Source organism: Paenibacillus sp. EKM212P, assembly GCF_011066115.1.
In the GTDB taxonomy this organism is placed as follows: domain Bacteria; phylum Bacillota; class Bacilli; order Paenibacillales; family Paenibacillaceae; genus Paenibacillus; species Paenibacillus polymyxa_B.
Map to the genome: position 1 here is coordinate 307,183 of NZ_JAAMNR010000004.1, position 17,447 is coordinate 324,629.

The window sequence follows — 17,447 nt, forward strand, 5'->3', positions numbered from 1 at the left end:
AGTTTCCTATTCCCAATGTAGCTTATCCAGTGTGCGAGATAATACAGCCGCAGCTTCTGCCCTCGTCACGGATGTAGCCGGGCCAAAACGGCCTTTCTCGTCTCCCTTCATAATACCTAGTCCAGACAAAGTCTTCACAGCCGGAGCTGCCCATGTAGAAATCTCCTGCGCATCCGATAATGATACGGATATACTTTCAATCACTTCTCCTGTATGTTCTTCTGTGTTCCCAGCGAAGCGCAAGGCTCTCTCTATGATCACAGCCAGTTCCTCCTTCGATACCGGTGTATCGGGACGGAAGCTTCCGTCAGCATACCCGTTGATCAGCCCGGCTGCTGCTGCGGTACGTACGGAATCCGCATACCACGATTCGGTTTGAACGTCGTCAAAGCTCGTCAGCGTGCGATCTGTACGCTCCAGTCCAAGCACACGAACCAGCATCGCTGCCAGTTCAGAGCGTCGCATCTGGCCTTCAGGCTCAAAATGCACGTTCGCTAAGTCCCTTTCACGAGTCGCACTAGCTGTAGAGGCTGTTGAATGGGTCCCCGTCACAAGCAGGCGAGTTGCCAACCGTGTAATGTCTTGCTGCGCCCAATGGCCGGATATATCCATGAACGTTCTGACTTCACCAGAAGCCCCGCCATCAAGCACAGCGTAAGTCCCTCCCGAACGTCCATACACGGTTATTTCCTCACTCGCAGCGTGAAAAGGAACAGGTTGATAGGACAGCTGTCCGGCTTGGTTGGTCGATACCTTCACTACAGCAAGCTGGTCTGCATCGCCCGTTGCAGGAACACGTAACAGATAACGTTCATACCCACTACCAGAATCTCCGTTACCTGCCAAAAGCTGTTTCCGTCCATCCTCGTTTCTCAGCTCAGCGGCGATATCCAAAGCCTGTAACAGTTTGCGCCCTGTCGGAACATCCAAGCGTTTAGCCAGTTCCTCGTTCGAAATGATGGAAAAATTCAAGGAAATTTGTTTTGCAGGCACCTGCCAGGTATCAGCCAGTTTCTGAAGAGACAAACGACTTGTTGCTATCTCATATCCACCCTGTGGCGTTTCCACTCGAAGGGTACGAATACGGTCGTTCAAGACGGCTCCCAAAGCTTCCCCGTTTAAATGAACCTCGTACGTCCTCGCTTCTACTTGCTCCTCTGCACGGATCACAAGCGTACCCTTCGCACCATTTTGAATGGCCTTTTGTATTTCAGCAGCTGTTACTTGAGCAACTGCCTTTTTCAGTCCATTTTGCTCTACTCCGATCATCACAGACTTAACTTGCACCACATTTGTACCAGACAGGCTGCTTCCATTGGGTTCACTACTGGCGGTCTGACCCTGTCCATTTACCGTTCCATTCACGTTACCGCCATTTCCAGTGTTACCGTTTCCTTCGTTATCCTGCCGATCCTCATCATCATCGTCATTTCGGCCACTCCCACCATCTGTCGGTGGTTCTTCCGTTTTGCGCGGCAAATCTATTTGCGCAACCAACGGATCATGATCGCTTACCCGCCCGTCTGCCGTACTAAAGTCCGCATTCATATGAACGATATCCAGCACGGATGTTTTGCTTAGTGACGGGCTGACCAGCATATGATCCAATGTTTGCGAGTTACCTTCATAAATATAGGAGTACCGTTCCTTTTCATCCAAATTGTCAATCAGATTGGTCAATTCATGCCCCCGTAGCAAAGCCAGCGTTTCAGAAAATTGAAAATCATTCAGGTCACCGAGCACCACCATATTGGCCTTAGGGTTCACTTGCAGTACCGACTTTACAAAGCCATTCACAATCGTTGCAATCTTCGCACGCTGTATTTCGCTGCTTCGCACAGGCGGCTGAATTCCTCCAAATGGCGCTTGATCGCCCCCTTTGGAATTAAAATGGTTAGCGACCACAATCACCTGCTGGCCTTCAAACTCAAATTCAGCGGCCAACGGCTTGCGCGAGTCTTCAAATGACGCATTCAGGGGATCAATCCGACCCGGGTTGAGAGAGAGTCCCTGCACTCCATAAGTGACAGACGTAACTGAATCCCCCTTGGGCTTGTCGGTCAGCGTAACACGTTGCGGATTGTACAAGAAGCCAACACGGATGTTGCCACCGGGGGCACCGCCATCCTTATTATTTTCAGGGCCAATATCTGTAAAATTGTATTCCGGGCCTCCATGAGCACGAATCGCCTCTATGAGCACACGGAAGCTTTCGGAAGCGTCTGTGGTGCCATCATCTTTCTCACCGTTATTATCCTGTACTTCCAACAATCCTACGATATCCGGATGATTCAAATTTACAGCGATAGCCTGCCCCAGCTGATCTATCCGTTTTCCATCACCGGGATCGAAGTTTTCCACATTAAAAGAAGCTACTGTCAGCTTACGATCATCCCCTATCAAACGCGTGTTGGCTGGCTGGAGGCCGCCAGGTACAACATCCGGCATACGCTCTGGCAGCAGCTTATAATTGCTAAAGCTATAGCTCACCACACCTGTGATAGAACCCGCAAAACGATCGCCTGTTTTCAACGGTGTCGAAGGCTTCGCATCAATCAGAATCCGTTGCGGGTTCAGACTTCTTTCTGTCAGCATGAGTCCGCCTGCCTCCGTTACAACCTCACCTGTGTTTGGACCGTTATCAATTCGGACTGGAATTTCATAACCATAGGGACCAATTACAGTGGCATCCCTCAACTCTACACGCATGCCTTCCAGGCTTTCGAAAAAGTCCAAGCCATCCTCCTGTGGATCAAACACCGTCATTCCGTCATGATCCACACTAGATGTCGGCATCACACGTCCCTGTTCACCTAGCAAAATTGGAGCTGGCAATGGACGGTCATTGGCAATTACCTTAACCGAAGAAGCCACAATTTCTGTGGTCGTCAGGTCGATTGGCTTGCTTGCATATGTTCTTTCCGTGTATTCCTTTACCGAACCGCTAACCCTTACCTCATCCCCTACCTGTGCACCGTGACTAGGCTTGTACACTAAAATGGCCTCGGATGTTTTTTCATCCTGATCCACTTGAGCATCCAACTCTTGGATATAGAAACTGCTCCCCTTCACCACCGTGACAACGCCTTCAATATCCGCTACTTTTTGTCCTTCATATGGAGAACGGTGCGCTGCCCCCTGTACATCGTGGATGCGAAGCTTTTTAGGAAAATAGACATCTGCATATACACTTGCCCCTACAGTTACGGGTGAAGGTTGCACCTCTTTTCCTGCAAAAGATGCAGGCTCTGCCGAAGCTTTTCCACTGGACAACCCTACCGGTCCTCCAGCTGAAAGCACCAGTATGACACTGAGCCATGTGATCCCGAACCTTTTTAATTTCGTGGGTAATATTTTTACTATGTATTCTTGTTTCATCAAAAGATACTCCCCTCCCCATTTTTACTATGATTACGCTTACAAATATATTCTTCTTTTAAGATACCATAAATTAGTCAATTTAGTGCCTGAATTATGTAAAATGAATTCTTCTTGCCGTAGCATATTCAGATCAAATTATTGTAAACTTGTTCTAATACAGAAAAAGGTGGCACATACGCTATGGAGCATTTGCTTAACGATCAGGTTAAAAACATTCAAATCAGCGGCATCCGCAAAATCGCCAACAAAGTTGCCGCATTACCCGGGACCCTGTCATTAACGATCGGACAGCCGGATTTCCCTACCCCTGCGCATATTATGGAAGCTGCCCATCGGGCGATTAACGAAGGACGCACCTCCTATACACCTAATCCGGGACTGCCGGAATTAAGAGAAGCCGCAGCGGCGTTTGTAGCTCGTAAATACGGCCTGAATTACCGTGGACAGGATGAGGTTATCGTAACGAATGGAGCCAGTGAAGCGCTGGATATTACTTTACGCACGATTTTGTCACCCGGCGATGAAGTTGTTCTACCTGTCCCGATCTACCCAGGGTACGAGCCATTGATCCGTTTGTCAGGCGGCATTCCTGTGTTTGCCGATACCCGCAGTAGCGGCTTCAAGCTCACGGCCGAGGTGCTGGAGCCTTATCTGACCGAACGGACAAAAGCAGTCATTCTCGGATATCCTTCGAATCCAACCGGACGAGTGATGCGTCGCGAAGAACTGGAAGCGGTCGCGGATTTACTGAAGGAACGCGATCTGTTTATCATTTCGGATGAAATATACAGTGAACTGATTTACGATACACCCCACGTGTCCATTGCAGCTCTACCAGGTATGCGGGAGCGCACCATCGTCATCAACGGTCTGTCTAAATCACATTCCATGACGGGATGGCGCATTGGTTTTACACTTGCACCCGCTGAAATTACACAGCACATGGTCAAAGTCCATCAGTACAACGTAACCTGTGCCAGCTCGATTAGCCAATATGCTGCCCTGGAAGCCTTGACCACTGGTGTCGATGATGCACTTCCGATGCGTGAGGAATACCGCAAGCGTCGTGATTATGTACATGGAAGGCTGACAGACATGGGTATCCCGCTGGAGAAACCCGAGGGAGCCTTTTACCTTTTCCCTTCCATCGCGCATTTTGGATTAAGCTCTATGGATTTTACCTTGAAGCTGCTGGAAGAGCATGGAGTGGCTGTCGTACCTGGAGATGCCTTTTCTTCCTATGGCGAAGGATACATTCGCTTGTCTTATGCTTACGGGCAGGATGTGCTGGAGCAAGGGTTGGATAAAATAGAGAGGTTTGTTAGGGGAATTGTGAGGAGTTAAGGTGGGAGAGGCGCTACGCAGTCCATTTGATCTTCCGATCGCTGTTGCTGGGGGATTCTTGGATTGGATAAAACATTTATAGGTAAGAATCCCTCAGCAAAGGCGAACGCTACCGCTTCTCCAGATTCAAATGGCCCACTTCGCTCACTACCCGCCTTAAAGTCCCCCATTCCGCTAACATGTGTATAGAGTAAGGGGAGCGGAAGTACAATACTCACCCGCCTCGCACGGTGAGTAAACATAAAAAAGGCCTCTGTGCCACCCGTACAGGTGGTTCAGAGGCCTTTTCGCTCTACTCCCACGGCTATCGGCGTAGGGATTCATGGGTGACTAGCTTTAAGCACGGTGCAGCGGAGGGGGCGGAATGGTGCTGGACAAGCGAAGCGGTCGCCTTTAAATTCCGATTTTAACCTTTAAATATTCAATCAAAAAAATCGGAATTTAACAGCGATGGTAAGCACCATCCGCCACCGCAGCGACCTTTAAGCACCAACCCCTAATCCCAACGCCACTCCCCTACTTTAAATGCATTTTGAATTGCAGGAACAATTCATTGTAATGAGCGAGCATGCGCTTGCCTAGATTGTTGTATACTTCCAGCTTGTCTGTAATTTCGGACGGAGGGTAAAAACGCTCGTCACCAGAGATATCTTCAGGCAACAATTTCTTTCCATCCTTGTTTGGTGTGGAGTAACCTACAAACTCGGCATTTTGGGCGGCTACATCGGGCTGCATCATGAAATTGATGAACTTATGAGCCGCATCCACATGGGTAGCGGTTTTTGGAATAACTATATTGTCAAACCACAGGTTGGACCCTTCATCTGGCACGATGTAATCCAGCTTGTCGTTCTCATCCATGATTTCAGACGCATCACCGGACCATACAACTCCAGCAGCAGCTTCCTCGTTTGCCAGCAGCATTTTAATCTCGTCACCGACAACCGCTTTGACATTGGGTGCTAATTTCTCCAACTTCGTCAATGCCTGCTGCAAATGTGCCTCATTCGTATCGTTCAAGGAATAGTGAAGGCTGTTCAGTGACATCCCTACGACTTCCCTCGCACCATCAACCAACAGTAGATTATTACGCAGCTTTGGATTCCACAGACCGTTCCAGCTATGAAAATCAATGCCTTTCGTCAGCTCCGGGTTAAACACAATCCCGACTGTACCCCAAAAATACGGTACCGAGTATTCATTATTCGGGTCGAACGAAAGGTTTAGAAAATGAGAATCCACATGCTTCAAATTCGGCAGCTTGCTGTGGTCCAACGGGAGCAACAAGTGCTCCTGCTTCATTTTAGCCAAAGCATATTCCGAGGGAACCGCTACATCAAACGAAGTTCCTCCCTGCTCGATTTTCGTCAGCATCGCCTCATTGGAATCAAACGTCTGATAAATGACAGTAATCCCCGTCTCCTTCTGAAACCGTTCCAACAGCTCGGGGTCAATGTAGTCTCCCCAGTTGTACACCGTCAGTGTGTTGCCACCGGAGTAGCCTTGACTGGAATTCAACCATGCGGCCACCCCCATCAGCCCAAACGAGATGATGAAAATCGACAGAAACACGCGCACAAGTGACTTCATCTAGGCACCCCCATTTCTGCCGCAGGCTCTTTTTTACCATTACGATTCGCCTTGCGCATAATAAAGTAGTAACCCACCACCAGCAGCACAGTAAACAGGAAAATGAGCGTGGATAGCGCATTGATGGACAAGGAAACCCCTTGACGGGCACGTGAGTATATTTCCACTGATAAGGTCGAATAGCCACTGCCTGTCACAAAAAAGGTTACCGCAAAATCATCCAGCGAGTACGTTAACGCCATAAAGAAGCCCGCATAAATCCCTGGCTTGATAAAGGGTAGAATCACCTTGGTCAGCACATCCATTCGGCTGGCACCCAAATCACGCGCGGCATCGACCAGAGATGGACTCATTTCCTGCAACCGCGGCAAAATCATAATGACCGCAATCGGCACACTAAATGCAATATGGGATAATAAAACGGAGTAGAAACCCAGCTTAATCCCGACCATCGTGAACAAAATGAGGAAGGAAGCGCCAATAATGACGTCCGGGTTCACGATCAATACATTATTGAGCGATAGCAGCGTGTTTTTGACTCGACGGTTCTGCATCTGATGAATAGCCAGCGCCCCCATGATGCCAATAATCGTAGCCAACGCAGACGACAGCAAAGCAATCACCAAGGTGTTAATGACAATAATGATCAAGCGAGTGTCGGCAAACACCTCTTTGTAATATTGGAGTGTAAAACCTTCAAACTCATGCATCGTCCCGCCACTGTTGAAGGAATAGTACATCAAATACAAAATAGGTGCGTACAACACGAGAAAAACAATAACCAAATATATATTCCCAAATCGGTTTTTATTTACCATGCCGCACCCTCCGTTTCGTTCCCGAGGTGAGCAGCATAATGATCCCCATCGCCAAAATCAGGAACACGGCAACCGTAGAGCCCATACCCCAATCCTGAGTAACCAGAAAATGCTGCTCTATCGCCGTCCCCAGTGTAATCACACGGTTACCTGCAATCAGGCGGGTAATCATAAACAGCGATAACGCTGGAATAAACACAGCCATGCAACCGGATCGCACACCCGCAAGCGTTAACGGGAAAATAACCCTGCGAAACGCAGTCCACTTGGAGGCTCCCAAATCTCGGGCAGCGTCCAGCAATGAAGGGTTTAACCCTTCCAACGCGTTATAAATGGGCAAAATCATAAAAGGCACAAAAATATAAACCGACACAAACACAAAGCTGGAGCTGGTAAACAATAATTGCTGACCTCCCAACCCAACCATACCTAACACCGTATTCACCGGACCATAGGTTCCGAAAATCCCGATAAAAGCATACGTTTTGAGTAGCAAGTTAATCCAGGTCGGCAAAATAATGAGCAACAGCCACAGCTGCTTATGCTTGGTGCGTGTGAGCAAATATGCCGCCGGGTAAGCAACTAACAGTGAAAATACTGTGATCAGAAATGCATACCAAAACGAACTAAGCGTCATGCTCAAATAAACAGGTGTCAGAAACTGAGCATAGTTGTTGAAGGTGAGATGACCATCCACATCAAATAGTGAATAGTAAAACACAAGTACAACTGGAGCCGCCACAAACAGCACAATCCATAAATAGTAAGGCAGCAGATACGCTGCTCTCGTATTACCGGACATGCTGATCCACCTCTTCATAGGCTTCCAGACGCCGATCAAATTCTTCTTCTGTTTCCCCAAACCGCATCACATGGATCGCTTCCGGGTCAAATCGCAGACCGATTTCACTGCCCAGCTCCGCCTTTTTGGTAGAATGCACGAGCCACTCCTGACCCGAATCATCATAGCAGCTTATTTCATAGTGAACACCACGGAACAATTGGGTATCTACCTTCACACGCAGCTTGCCTTCAGCAACATTCGTAATCTCCAAGTCCTCCGGCCGGATCACAATTTCAATGGGTTCGTTCGGACGTAATCCTCCGTCGACACACTCAAACTGTCGACCGTTAAATTCCACTTGATAATCTGCAATCATCCGTCCTGGGACAATGTTAGATTCGCCGATGAAATCAGCAACAAACCGATTGATCGGCTCATCATAAATATCATTAGGCGTACCACTCTGCTCAATCTTACCTTTGTTCATAACAAAAATTTCGTCCGACATGGCCAGTGCTTCCTCCTGATCATGCGTAACGAAAATAAAAGTAATTCCAAGGCGCTGCTGCATTTCGCGCAAAATGTACTGCATTTCTGTACGAAGCTTTAAATCCAGTGCAGACAACGGTTCATCCAACAAGAGAACATCAGGCTCATTGACGATAGCCCGTGCGATGGCTACACGCTGACGCTGTCCCCCGGACATCTCAGAAATTTCTCGCTCACCGTAGCCTTCCAGATTGACAAAGGACAACGCCTGTGTCACCTTCTCCTGAATGTCCTTTTTGTTCATCTTTTTGATGCGCAGACCAAAGGCTACATTTTCAAACACATTCAGATGGGGAAATAGCGCATAATCTTGAAAAACCGTATTAACCTGCCGCTCATTGGCTGGAACACGATTAATGAGTTTTCCATTTAAATAAATAGAGCCTTCTGTCGGCTCTGCAAAACCTGCAATCATACGCAGAATCGTCGTTTTACCACAGCCGGAAGGCCCCAGCAGTGTATAAAATTTACCACGCTCAATCTCAAAGCTGACGTCCGCCAGCACTGGGGGATCGTTGTCATATTGCTTGGTCACCCGTTCAAATCGGATGATGGTTTGCTCTCCCATAACACCCTCCTTCAAAAAATTCGACTTCATTCCATTTCATTCTTTTCATTAAACATAATTATTCAGGGCGTATCATTTACCCTTGAGACTTCCATGTAAAATAGTCTGTCAGCACACGAATGGCTACACCAATCGCTTCCTCCGCAGGTTCCAGCTTCGCATGATGCAAACCATAAGGCGTATCAACACCAAGCCAGAACATCAGACCGGGAATTCGCTCCAGAAAATACCCGAAGTCTTCTCCGGTCATCGCTTCTCCGCATTCAATAAGCTGCACATCCTGCCGATTACGGACCCAGTTCATAAATTCCTCGGTCACCTGAGCTTCATTGTACACTTGCAAATAATTGGAGCCATAATGAATCTCTGCATGGCATTCAAACCCAGCTTCAACACCGCGCACCAGCGCTTCAATCCGTGATTTAACCAGCATCATCGTATCGGCTGACAACGTTCGAATCGTACCCTCCAAACGGGCGGTTTCCGCGATAATATTCTGCTTCGTGCCTCCGCTAACCTTACCCACGGTAATGACCGCTGCATCGAGTGGATTCACATTACGGGCTACAACCGTCTGTAATTGTCCCACCAGTTGGCAAGCAGCCACTACCATATCATTCGCCTTGTGTGGATACGCAGCATGCCCGCCCATACCCTTCAGATCGATGAAAAGCTCCGACGTATTGGCAAATAGGATGCCCGGGCGAGTCGCAATTGTACCGACAGGATATTCAGGTGCAACATGCAGCGCGACAATTTCATCGGGTATCCAGTCTGCCAGCTCCGTGCTGTCCCGCATAGGCAAGGCTCCGCCCGGCCCTTCTTCAGCCGGTTGAAACAACACAACCAGGTCATCCTTAATCGGATGGCTTGCAAAGTGAGTAACAATTCCCAATCCAATCGTCATATGTAAATCGTGTCCACAAGCATGCATATAGCCGGGATGGGTCGAACGGAAATCGTACCCTGTCTCTTCTTCAATCGGCAAACCATCCATATCACAACGATATCCATAGCGGCGTTCAGGAGCTGTTCCATGAATGAACACCAACACGCCCGTACGCCATGTACGAATTTCCAACCGCTCCTGAGGGAGCGTTTCCAAATAATCCAGCAAATATTGTTGTGTTTTGTATTCCTCAAAACCCGGCTCGGGAATTTGGTGTAAATCTCTTCGTATTTGGACAAAAGAACGATAGTCGACCGTACTCATTACCGCTACTCCTCCTCTTTATAGCTCATCAGCTCTTATCTGGCAAAAGAACAAAAGGACAAAAGCCCGGCGCAGCCGCCGAGCCTTGTCCGTTGTGCTTCGTCCCTAAGTTATGCTGTCAGTGCATCATGCTTCTGACAAGGAATCGTTCACCTTTGGTACATAAAAAACTTTTGCCTTCTTACAGAACGCGCAGTTCTTTCAAAATCTCAGTTTTAGATTTGGTCTTATCGTCGACCTGTTTGATCACACGTGCAGGTGTACCCGCCACTACGGAGTATTCAGGCACATCTTCAGTTACGACAGCTCCAGCTGCAACAACTGCACCTTTACCAATTCGCACGCCTTCCAATACGACCGAGTTCGCACCGATCAATACATCGTCTTCTACTACAACTGGCTGTGCAGATGGTGGTTCAATAACACCCGCCAGGACAACGCCTGCACCGATGTGACACATGTTACCTACTTTAACACGACCGCCCAGCACAGCATTCATATCAATCATCGTGCCTTCACCAATCGTGACACCGATGTTAATCACTGCACCCATCATGATGACTGCGTTGTTACCGATGCCAACCATATCACGAATATATGCGCCTGGCTCAATGCGGGCATTGATACCTTTCAGATCGAGCATAGGAACAGCAGAGTTACGGCGGTCATTTTCCACCACATAGTCTTCTTCTTTCGCGTTTGCGCTATCCAGTACAGGCTTGATATCAGCCCAATCACCAAATACAACACCACTGTCTCCAGAAATAAAAGCTTGAACATTCTCGCCAAAAGATGCGGAAGCCAAAGCTCCTTTTACATATACTTTAACAGGCGTCTTTTTCTTGCTGTTTTTAATCACGTTGATGACTTCTTGTGTATTCATTTCGATGGACATAGTAAATCTAACAACTCCTTCATCGCTTCATACGACTTCGCAAGCCGGAATGATCTTATTCTCTCATCCTTTATAGCACAAAAGTGCAGGTCTCGCAATTATAGATTAGACCCTTATAGCTCTAACCTAACCCTTAAAATAACAATTTCCAGCGGCAAAACTGCCTTAAATTCATGATTGTAAGCCGCCGACCATCCCACATCAAAGTAGGGTTATTTATTAGCTTGCAGGCTCTCCAGCGATGTATAAATGAAGGATTCGAATCCTTCAGCAGGTTCACCTTGTGGAATGTTCACTTTCACGATGAAACCGCCTGTTTTATTTTCTACAACAATATATTGCTGTGTCATCTTCGAACTGCTCGCTTGTAAGAATAGGCGGCTACTGGATAACGCTTCAGGTATGGCTGCTTTGTCCAGCTTTTGCACCTTACCGATGGAAGCTAGATCCTTCTCGCCTTCTTTTTGAAGCTCATCCAGATTAAAATCGGAGGGCAGCTTTGTAATTTCAGCATAATAGTTATCATCTACAGCCAAGGCAACACGGTTTTGATCGGGAAACAGGGACATCGGATCAAACACATACAGTGAATATCCCTCTCCTTTTGCCAATGTTGCTGTCTGCTTTTCCTTTTTTCCTTCAAGGGTAAGCTCAAAAGCTTGAGTTTTCGAGCGTTCCCCGCCTACTGCTTGACTGGAACTTCCGTTTTGACTGCTATCTGTTGCAGCCTCTGTTTTTTGTATTTTCGTTAAAGTCAGTTGCTTCGCCGTCGCGTCCCCCTCTACTGCTTTCTCGTTATATTCAAACGCTACTGTATCGCCTTCTTTAAGACCAGCTATTACCGTGTCCAGTCCCTCCCCCAATTGGAAGGATTGGGCTTCGCCATTGGTTTCAATCTCAACCGTATGCGGGTCAGCAGCTCCATTGTATACACCTGTGCCTTTTTTAACCTCCGGCTCAGCGATTGGCTCCGGTTTAACTTGCGGCTGCTGTTGCGTTTGCGGTTGGTCTGACCCTTGAGGTGCGGTGTTATTGGTTTGCGGTTTCGTTCCACAGGCTGACAGAGCCAGCACTGCCACTACAGTCAGTAGTATGATTGAAAATGTGTTTTGTTTTTTCATAAAATCCACCTCCACTATGATAGACGAGCTTGTGCAGCAAAAGTTCTACGCAGCATCTCACTTAAAATCCTACCTCCTGCTCCCGTTTATAACATTCTCAGGATTTTGCAAAATCCTAATACCACGGGAATGTCAGGTACGGTATAATGGGCTTTATTAAACCTATTTTTCGAGATACCGCTTGGAAGGAACATAGACGTATTTACTTTCTTCCATACGGATGGAGCTGCCACATGAATCAAGCACACAAACCGTCGTTTTCCTTTGAATTATTGTACATCGTAGGTATTATCGCTATTTCGTTCTCCTCGATCTTCGTAAGATGGTCTGAAGCCGAGGTGTCCGTCATCGCTATGTACCGTTTGTACCTAACCAATCTGATCATGCTGCCTTTGGTCTGGAAATACCGCACCGAGCTGTTTAGCCTAACCCGCAAGCAGTGGATGCTGATCCTCTGGTCCGGCATTGCGCTGGGGCTGCATTTCTTGCTCTGGATGGGCTCACTGCGACTGACCACCGTTGCAAGCTCTACCGTTATTATGACATTGGAGCCGATCCTTGTCATGCTCGGTTCTTTTTTGTTTTTCCGGACGGGCACGAATCGCGCTATGCTCATCGGAATGGGTATGGCTTTTATCAGCTCACTGGCCATCGGAGCTGGAGACTTCAATGTCTCGGGACAAGCCCTGCTCGGGGACGCACTGTCCTTCTTGGGTATGGTAGCCGTGTCCATCCATATGCTGATGGGCAAGCATCTGCGCGAGCATTTGAGCGCATTTGTGTATAATTTTTGGGTTTTCGCCATCGCAGCCACCTCACTTGCGCTGTATAATGTGGTCAATGCCATTCCTTTTACCGGATACGCTCCACGGGAATGGGGACTGTTCCTGCTGCTTGCCATTGTGCCTACGCTGTTCGGACATTACCTGTTTAACTGGCTACTCAAATACATTAACGCCACCGCGGTGTCGATGGCGGTACTCGGCGAACCCGTTATTTCTTCCCTGCTAGCTTGGGTGCTGCTCGGGGAAAGGCTGTCTACTTTACAATTTGGTGCAGGCTTTTTCATCCTGTTCGGGGTATGGATTTTTATCCGATACGGAGCGGATTTTAAAAAGAAAGTCATCCACCAAAGTGAGTTGCCCGACACTGAGCATCCCCTGAAGGCCAGCTCTTAACTTATTTACCCCATTTTCATAAACCATACTCAACGGATTAAATTTACTGTTAAATAAAGGAAGGCGGAATCCTCTATGAAATCCATCGTATCCAAACGCTGGCTGCTGGCCCGATTGTATGAGCCGGACATGATCATTGCTGACTGCCGTTCCCTGCTCGGACAAGCCGGGGCTGGACGGACTCAATTTAATGAAGACCATATTCCAGGGGCGGTTCACTTCGATTTGGAAGAAGACCTTACTGCTCCTCTTGGTGAGCATGGTGGTCGCCATCCATTACCTGATGCGGATACACTTGCCGCACGTCTGAGTCGTGCCGGGATCAACGCATCTTCACGCATCGTCGCTTATGATGACCAAGGCGGTATGATGGCTTCCCGCTTCTGGTGGCTCCTGCGCTATCTCGGGCATGAGCAGGTGTATGTGCTGGAAGAGGGCTACAGCGCTTGGAAGGAAGCAAAGTTTCCCGTTACGGCAGATCAGCCGATTCGCATTCCCTCGACCTTTGTGGCAAATGTTCAGCCACAAATGCTCACAAGTATGAAAGAAGTACAACATATATCCGAAGATTCTGCTCCTGTTGGCTCCTATATCGGTTTTTCACCTATACTGATCGACTCCAGAGAGCGGCCGCGCTACCTGGGACTGGAAGAGCCCATAGATCAAGCTGCGGGGCATATCCCCGGTGCGGTGAATTACTTTTGGAAAGAAGTATTGGACGAAAAAGGCAGCTTTAAAAATGCGGAACAATTGCAGCAGCACTTTGCCGACCTTGATCCAAACGCAGAAATTATCGTGTATTGCGGTTCCGGCGTATCCGCCTGTCCCAATGTACTCGCCTTGAATGAAGCTGGATTTAGTAAGGTCCGTTTATATCCGGGAAGCTGGAGCGACTGGATCAGCTATGAGGAGAATCCGGTGGCGACCGGAGAGGAATAAAAAGTTTTCAACGGTTATACAGGTTCTAAAGACAAATACACTGTCCTAAGCGATTAGGCTTACGGCAGTGTATTTGCTTTGTTCAAAAAGCACAAAAAATCAACTTGAGCTGAGTGAAGCAATAAAACGATGTAGTTGAAGTTACTTGCTTCTTAGAATAGCTATCAAATCTTTTGAACAAATATATATCTTAATTCATATTTTTTCTGTTGTTTTTCTGCATATATCAGAGTCTCTCTTATGGAACCCGTTTCTAATATATTCAAATCATTAAAATGTCCTTTTAAATCTTCTTCAGTAAAGAAGTGAGCATATTTCCCTTTCTTGTATTCATATGTTCCTTCTTCAATTTCCCTACCCACACCATTATTAAAATCACAATCAGAAAAGCATGTGAAATACATTACTCCCAATTCCTTCAAATGCTTCACGCAATTCTGTATCAGTTTTTTTCGATCTTCTAACAAAAATAAATGCAATAAATCATAACAATATATTCCATCATACCTTTGGCATGTACTAAACTCTAATACCGATTCTTGAATAAAATTCGTTTTTAAGTCCCATTCTTTTGCTAGATCTATAGCTGAACTAGATATCTCAATTCCATCAACCTGAAAATAAGAAGAGAACGCCTTTGTATTTCTTCCATATCCAGCACCAGGAACCAAAATATCATGTACATTATTCTTTTTGAACAAATCTATAGCTTGGGTTACAGTTTGACTTGGTTCACAACCCCAAATCATCCCTTCTTCAGTAAATCTTTTGTTCCAATAATCCCCCATATGATTCACCCGCCTATATACTCACATAGCTTTTCTTTTAAGTTCATCAATCTGTCTGATATGATGTTGATCATGCCAGATAAAATCTCTTAAATATGATATTACAGTAAACTTCCCGTTAGCATATTCTTTAGTAAACTTATCGTCTTCAAAACTCTCTATACTCTCCAATATCATGTTACGGTACTGAATAGTCATTTTAATTAATTCTTCTTTCGTTTTTGTTTTTCCATATTCAATAGCATCCTGATTAAATTGTTCAAAATCCATATGTGTTAATGTCAAAGGTTTATTGTTTAATATCGGATTTATTGCTGCTTCAAAAAAGTATTTATCCCACAGTAGTATATGACTTACGATATCCTGAACTGACCATTTACCTTCAGCAATCGTTATTTGCCAATCCATTTCACGAATCTCAGAAACAAAACGGATCCATTCTTTGAACTCCTCTAGTAACCGCGACTTCTCATTCATGGTATCACGCTCCTTTTTTCAAATTATTCATTGTTCCTTTGCCATTCATCTGCTAAAATCGCATATTGATATGCATTATGCCAAATGGGTTGTCCTTCTTCCGTTTTATTAAAAAATGCTTTCTTCATATGATGACCTTCTTTTCGCATCAACAAGCGCTCCAATAATCTCCACGATGAAGCGTTTTCTGGATTACACATCGCAATAATCCGATGAGCCTTTAACTCTTCAAATCCATATTGCAATACTCTTCTACTTGCCTCAGTAGCATATCCATTTCCATAATATCTTGGGTTGAATATGTATCCTATTTCCCATGTTAAAAACTCAAACGGTACGGTTTGATTAAAATAAATGTGTCCTATCATTTTATAAGTAATCATGTAGATCATTCCAATCATCAGATCGAAAATTTCTTATAAGTAATCTTTCTGACTCTAAATCTATCATAATTATCGCCTCTGATACGTTTATTTAGCCTTTGCCTGAATTACTTTTAACGATCATTTAATCCCTCTCCATTGAGAATTTTTCTACATACATTTTTCAACCCTTGACTCCCGAGTTTTAGATTGTTTGGGTGCACTCAGAATCCGTAAGGAGCCGCTGCTTGAATATGATGTTAGGCGATACCCTTGATCTCTTTTGAGTTCCTTAAAATAATCCCTATTACTACTGTATTTTAACTTCTCAAATCGACAACCATCGTGATTGATGAATCAACTTTCCCAACTTCTTTAAATCCGAATCTCTCGTAGAGTTTCATTGCCGCTGTATTGCTCGGATCAACACTGAGGGATATTTTTTTTATATTCCTCTTCCTAGCTTCTTTAAATAATTCATCCATTAAGGCCATTCCGATTTTTCTTCCCCTGTATTCTTTTAACAAAGCCATCCCTAGTTCGGGTACATCATTATCAATAAATCCAAATCCCTTATTATCCTCGTTAAAATATCGAACTGTTATTGATCCGACGGGTTCACCCTCATGGTTCATTGCTATAAATCCAAAATCCCCATCTCTTCCCCAACCTTCAATATACTTTGATATATAAGGGTCTTTTATTATCGCTTTATCGAATGGCTCTTGACCTTCTGGGACAAATAATGATTCATATAACATCTCCCATAAAAAAAACACATCATCTTCTATTATTGGTCGGATTCTGTATTGCATCATTGAAGTTACCTCATTTCTAGATTCTCAAAGGTTTCATCTAACGTTTCTGTATTCATGAACCCCAAAGGGGTTGTCTGCTGAAATCCCTCTTCGAAATTCAACTCCCAGACCTAGGCTCCATTGTGGACGCAGCTTGAATATTATGTTGTCAGATGTCAGTACCTGCCTTGATTTACTCAACGTTAATATTGATTCAACTTCTTTGTCAGTATTATTTCCAGAGGTTCATTCTCAAGCATTAAACATCCAGCATCTCTATATCCAAGCTTTCTATAAAAATGTTGAGCTCCTTCATTCGACTGTGTTGAGGTCATGACCATTTCAAATCCTTTTTGTTTCATTAATTCTTCCCAATAGTGGACAACTTTTTTACCAATACCTGTTCCTCTATACTCCTCATCTATCCATATCATATTCATAAATGGTGTGTTGTCCCAAAAAAATCCGTATCTCATCCAACCTATTTCTTGATTGGATTCTCTAATTATTAGAATTTCATTTTCTTTTATTTTTGGTCTTATCAGTGTCTTATGTATGTGCTTGTCTCTTAACGAGATATACTCATAATCTGATTCAATCGCAAAATCAATCTTCATTGTAAATCCTCCCTTTCACTCTTTTC

Annotated in this window: 17 protein-coding genes; 4 read left to right on the forward strand and 13 right to left on the reverse strand. The window is 45.6% G+C overall.

All coding sequences use genetic code 11. The features are described from left to right. Positions 1-6 precede the first annotated feature (6 nt). Positions 7-3,378, reverse strand: a complete 3,372-nt coding sequence (locus G9G54_RS13980) for an S-layer homology domain-containing protein (protein ID WP_238808057.1) — start codon at positions 3,376-3,378, stop codon at positions 7-9. A 183-nt stretch (positions 3,379-3,561) separates the two neighbouring features. On the opposite strand from G9G54_RS13980, the gene G9G54_RS13985 reads away from it, so the two are divergent. Further along, the gene (locus tag G9G54_RS13985; protein WP_165178527.1) at positions 3,562-4,725 is read left to right on the forward strand and encodes an aminotransferase A; all 1,164 of its coding nucleotides are present in this window, start codon (positions 3,562-3,564) and stop codon (positions 4,723-4,725) included. A gap of 230 nt (positions 4,726-4,955) precedes the next feature. Further along, positions 4,956-5,135, forward strand: a complete 180-nt coding sequence (locus G9G54_RS25670) for a hypothetical protein (protein ID WP_238808059.1) — start codon at positions 4,956-4,958, stop codon at positions 5,133-5,135. A 106-nt stretch (positions 5,136-5,241) separates the two neighbouring features. Here G9G54_RS25670 and G9G54_RS13990 read toward each other — a convergent pair whose 3' ends face one another. The 7 genes from G9G54_RS13990 to G9G54_RS14020 all read right to left on the reverse strand — a co-directional run bounded on the left by G9G54_RS13990 (position 5,242) and on the right by G9G54_RS14020 (position 12,263). After that, entirely contained in the window at positions 5,242-6,315 is a 1,074-nt protein-coding gene (locus tag G9G54_RS13990) for an ABC transporter substrate-binding protein (RefSeq protein ID WP_165178528.1), read from the reverse strand. Next, positions 6,312-7,133 carry an ABC transporter permease gene (locus G9G54_RS13995; RefSeq protein ID WP_013311255.1) on the reverse strand — a complete coding sequence of 274 codons (822 nt, stop codon included), beginning with the start codon at positions 7,131-7,133 and terminating at the stop codon, positions 6,312-6,314. The genes G9G54_RS13990 and G9G54_RS13995 overlap by 4 nt, the downstream gene beginning before the upstream one ends. Further along, the gene (locus G9G54_RS14000) at positions 7,123-7,935 is read right to left on the reverse strand and encodes an ABC transporter permease (RefSeq protein ID WP_165178529.1); all 813 of its coding nucleotides are present in this window, start codon (positions 7,933-7,935) and stop codon (positions 7,123-7,125) included. Before G9G54_RS14000 ends, G9G54_RS13995 begins: the two co-directional genes overlap by 11 nt. Beyond that, positions 7,925-9,034, reverse strand: a complete 1,110-nt coding sequence (locus G9G54_RS14005; protein WP_025720927.1) for an ABC transporter ATP-binding protein — start codon at positions 9,032-9,034, stop codon at positions 7,925-7,927. Before G9G54_RS14005 ends, G9G54_RS14000 begins: the two co-directional genes overlap by 11 nt. Positions 9,035-9,110: 76 nt before the next feature. Further along, on the reverse strand, positions 9,111-10,247 hold the full coding sequence (locus G9G54_RS14010; protein ID WP_068942451.1) for an N-acetyldiaminopimelate deacetylase: 1,137 nt from the start codon (positions 10,245-10,247) through the stop codon (positions 9,111-9,113). Positions 10,248-10,428: 181 nt separating this feature from the next. Continuing rightward, a complete protein-coding gene (dapD, locus tag G9G54_RS14015; RefSeq protein ID WP_013311259.1) occupies positions 10,429-11,142 on the reverse strand; it encodes a 2,3,4,5-tetrahydropyridine-2,6-dicarboxylate N-acetyltransferase in 714 nt (237 codons plus the stop codon). Between the two features lie 212 nt (positions 11,143-11,354). Then, positions 11,355-12,263 (reverse strand): hypothetical protein, encoded by a 909-nt coding sequence (locus G9G54_RS14020; protein WP_069080346.1) that lies wholly within the window; start codon positions 12,261-12,263, stop codon positions 11,355-11,357. A gap of 233 nt (positions 12,264-12,496) precedes the next feature. On the opposite strand from G9G54_RS14020, the gene G9G54_RS14025 reads away from it, so the two are divergent. Together G9G54_RS14025 and G9G54_RS14030 are read left to right on the forward strand one after the other, a co-directional pair. Further along, positions 12,497-13,441 carry a DMT family transporter gene (locus G9G54_RS14025; RefSeq protein WP_165178530.1) on the forward strand — a complete coding sequence of 315 codons (945 nt, stop codon included), beginning with the start codon at positions 12,497-12,499 and terminating at the stop codon, positions 13,439-13,441. 75 nt (positions 13,442-13,516) lie between these two features. After that, entirely contained in the window at positions 13,517-14,380 is an 864-nt protein-coding gene (locus tag G9G54_RS14030) for a sulfurtransferase (protein ID WP_075154534.1), read from the forward strand. A gap of 164 nt (positions 14,381-14,544) precedes the next feature. Here G9G54_RS14030 and G9G54_RS14035 read toward each other — a convergent pair whose 3' ends face one another. The 5 genes from G9G54_RS14035 to G9G54_RS14055 form a co-directional block, all read right to left on the reverse strand. Next, on the reverse strand, positions 14,545-15,168 hold the full coding sequence (locus G9G54_RS14035; protein ID WP_165178531.1) for a class I SAM-dependent methyltransferase: 624 nt from the start codon (positions 15,166-15,168) through the stop codon (positions 14,545-14,547). 21 nt (positions 15,169-15,189) lie between these two features. Next, positions 15,190-15,645: a DinB family protein gene (locus G9G54_RS14040; RefSeq protein ID WP_165178532.1), complete on the reverse strand. Its 456-nt coding sequence runs from the start codon at positions 15,643-15,645 to the stop codon at positions 15,190-15,192. 23 nt (positions 15,646-15,668) lie between these two features. Further along, on the reverse strand, positions 15,669-16,028 hold the full coding sequence (locus G9G54_RS14045) for a GNAT family N-acetyltransferase (protein ID WP_202983873.1): 360 nt from the start codon (positions 16,026-16,028) through the stop codon (positions 15,669-15,671). Between the two features lie 299 nt (positions 16,029-16,327). Then, positions 16,328-16,825: a GNAT family N-acetyltransferase gene (locus G9G54_RS14050; protein ID WP_165178533.1), complete on the reverse strand. Its 498-nt coding sequence runs from the start codon at positions 16,823-16,825 to the stop codon at positions 16,328-16,330. A 182-nt stretch (positions 16,826-17,007) separates the two neighbouring features. Next, complete coding sequence (locus G9G54_RS14055; RefSeq protein ID WP_165178534.1) at positions 17,008-17,421, reverse strand: GNAT family N-acetyltransferase; 414 nt, start codon at positions 17,419-17,421, stop codon at positions 17,008-17,010. Between the last annotated feature and the right edge of the window lie 26 nt (positions 17,422-17,447).

Coding starts and splice junctions, on each gene's coding strand:
- G9G54_RS14040 (WP_165178532.1), bottom strand. CDS start 15,645: ATGAATGAGAAGTCGCGGTTACTAGAGGAGTTCAAAGAATGGATCCGT.
- G9G54_RS13985 (WP_165178527.1), top strand. CDS start 3,562: ATGGAGCATTTGCTTAACGATCAGGTTAAAAACATTCAAATCAGCGGC.
- G9G54_RS14035 (WP_165178531.1), bottom strand. CDS start 15,168: ATGGGGGATTATTGGAACAAAAGATTTACTGAAGAAGGGATGATTTGG.
- G9G54_RS13995 (WP_013311255.1), bottom strand. CDS start 7,133: ATGGTAAATAAAAACCGATTTGGGAATATATATTTGGTTATTGTTTTT.
- G9G54_RS13980 (WP_238808057.1), bottom strand. CDS start 3,378: ATGAAACAAGAATACATAGTAAAAATATTACCCACGAAATTAAAAAGG.
- G9G54_RS14020 (WP_069080346.1), bottom strand. CDS start 12,263: ATGAAAAAACAAAACACATTTTCAATCATACTACTGACTGTAGTGGCA.
- G9G54_RS14005 (WP_025720927.1), bottom strand. CDS start 9,034: ATGGGAGAGCAAACCATCATCCGATTTGAACGGGTGACCAAGCAATAT.
- G9G54_RS14055 (WP_165178534.1), bottom strand. CDS start 17,421: ATGAAGATTGATTTTGCGATTGAATCAGATTATGAGTATATCTCGTTA.
- G9G54_RS13990 (WP_165178528.1), bottom strand. CDS start 6,315: ATGAAGTCACTTGTGCGCGTGTTTCTGTCGATTTTCATCATCTCGTTT.
- dapD (WP_013311259.1), bottom strand. CDS start 11,142: ATGTCCATCGAAATGAATACACAAGAAGTCATCAACGTGATTAAAAAC.
- G9G54_RS14050 (WP_165178533.1), bottom strand. CDS start 16,825: ATGATGCAATACAGAATCCGACCAATAATAGAAGATGATGTGTTTTTT.
- G9G54_RS14030 (WP_075154534.1), top strand. CDS start 13,517: ATGAAATCCATCGTATCCAAACGCTGGCTGCTGGCCCGATTGTATGAG.
- G9G54_RS14000 (WP_165178529.1), bottom strand. CDS start 7,935: ATGTCCGGTAATACGAGAGCAGCGTATCTGCTGCCTTACTATTTATGG.
- G9G54_RS14025 (WP_165178530.1), top strand. CDS start 12,497: ATGAATCAAGCACACAAACCGTCGTTTTCCTTTGAATTATTGTACATC.
- G9G54_RS14045 (WP_202983873.1), bottom strand. CDS start 16,028: ATGATTACTTATAAAATGATAGGACACATTTATTTTAATCAAACCGTA.
- G9G54_RS14010 (WP_068942451.1), bottom strand. CDS start 10,247: ATGAGTACGGTCGACTATCGTTCTTTTGTCCAAATACGAAGAGATTTA.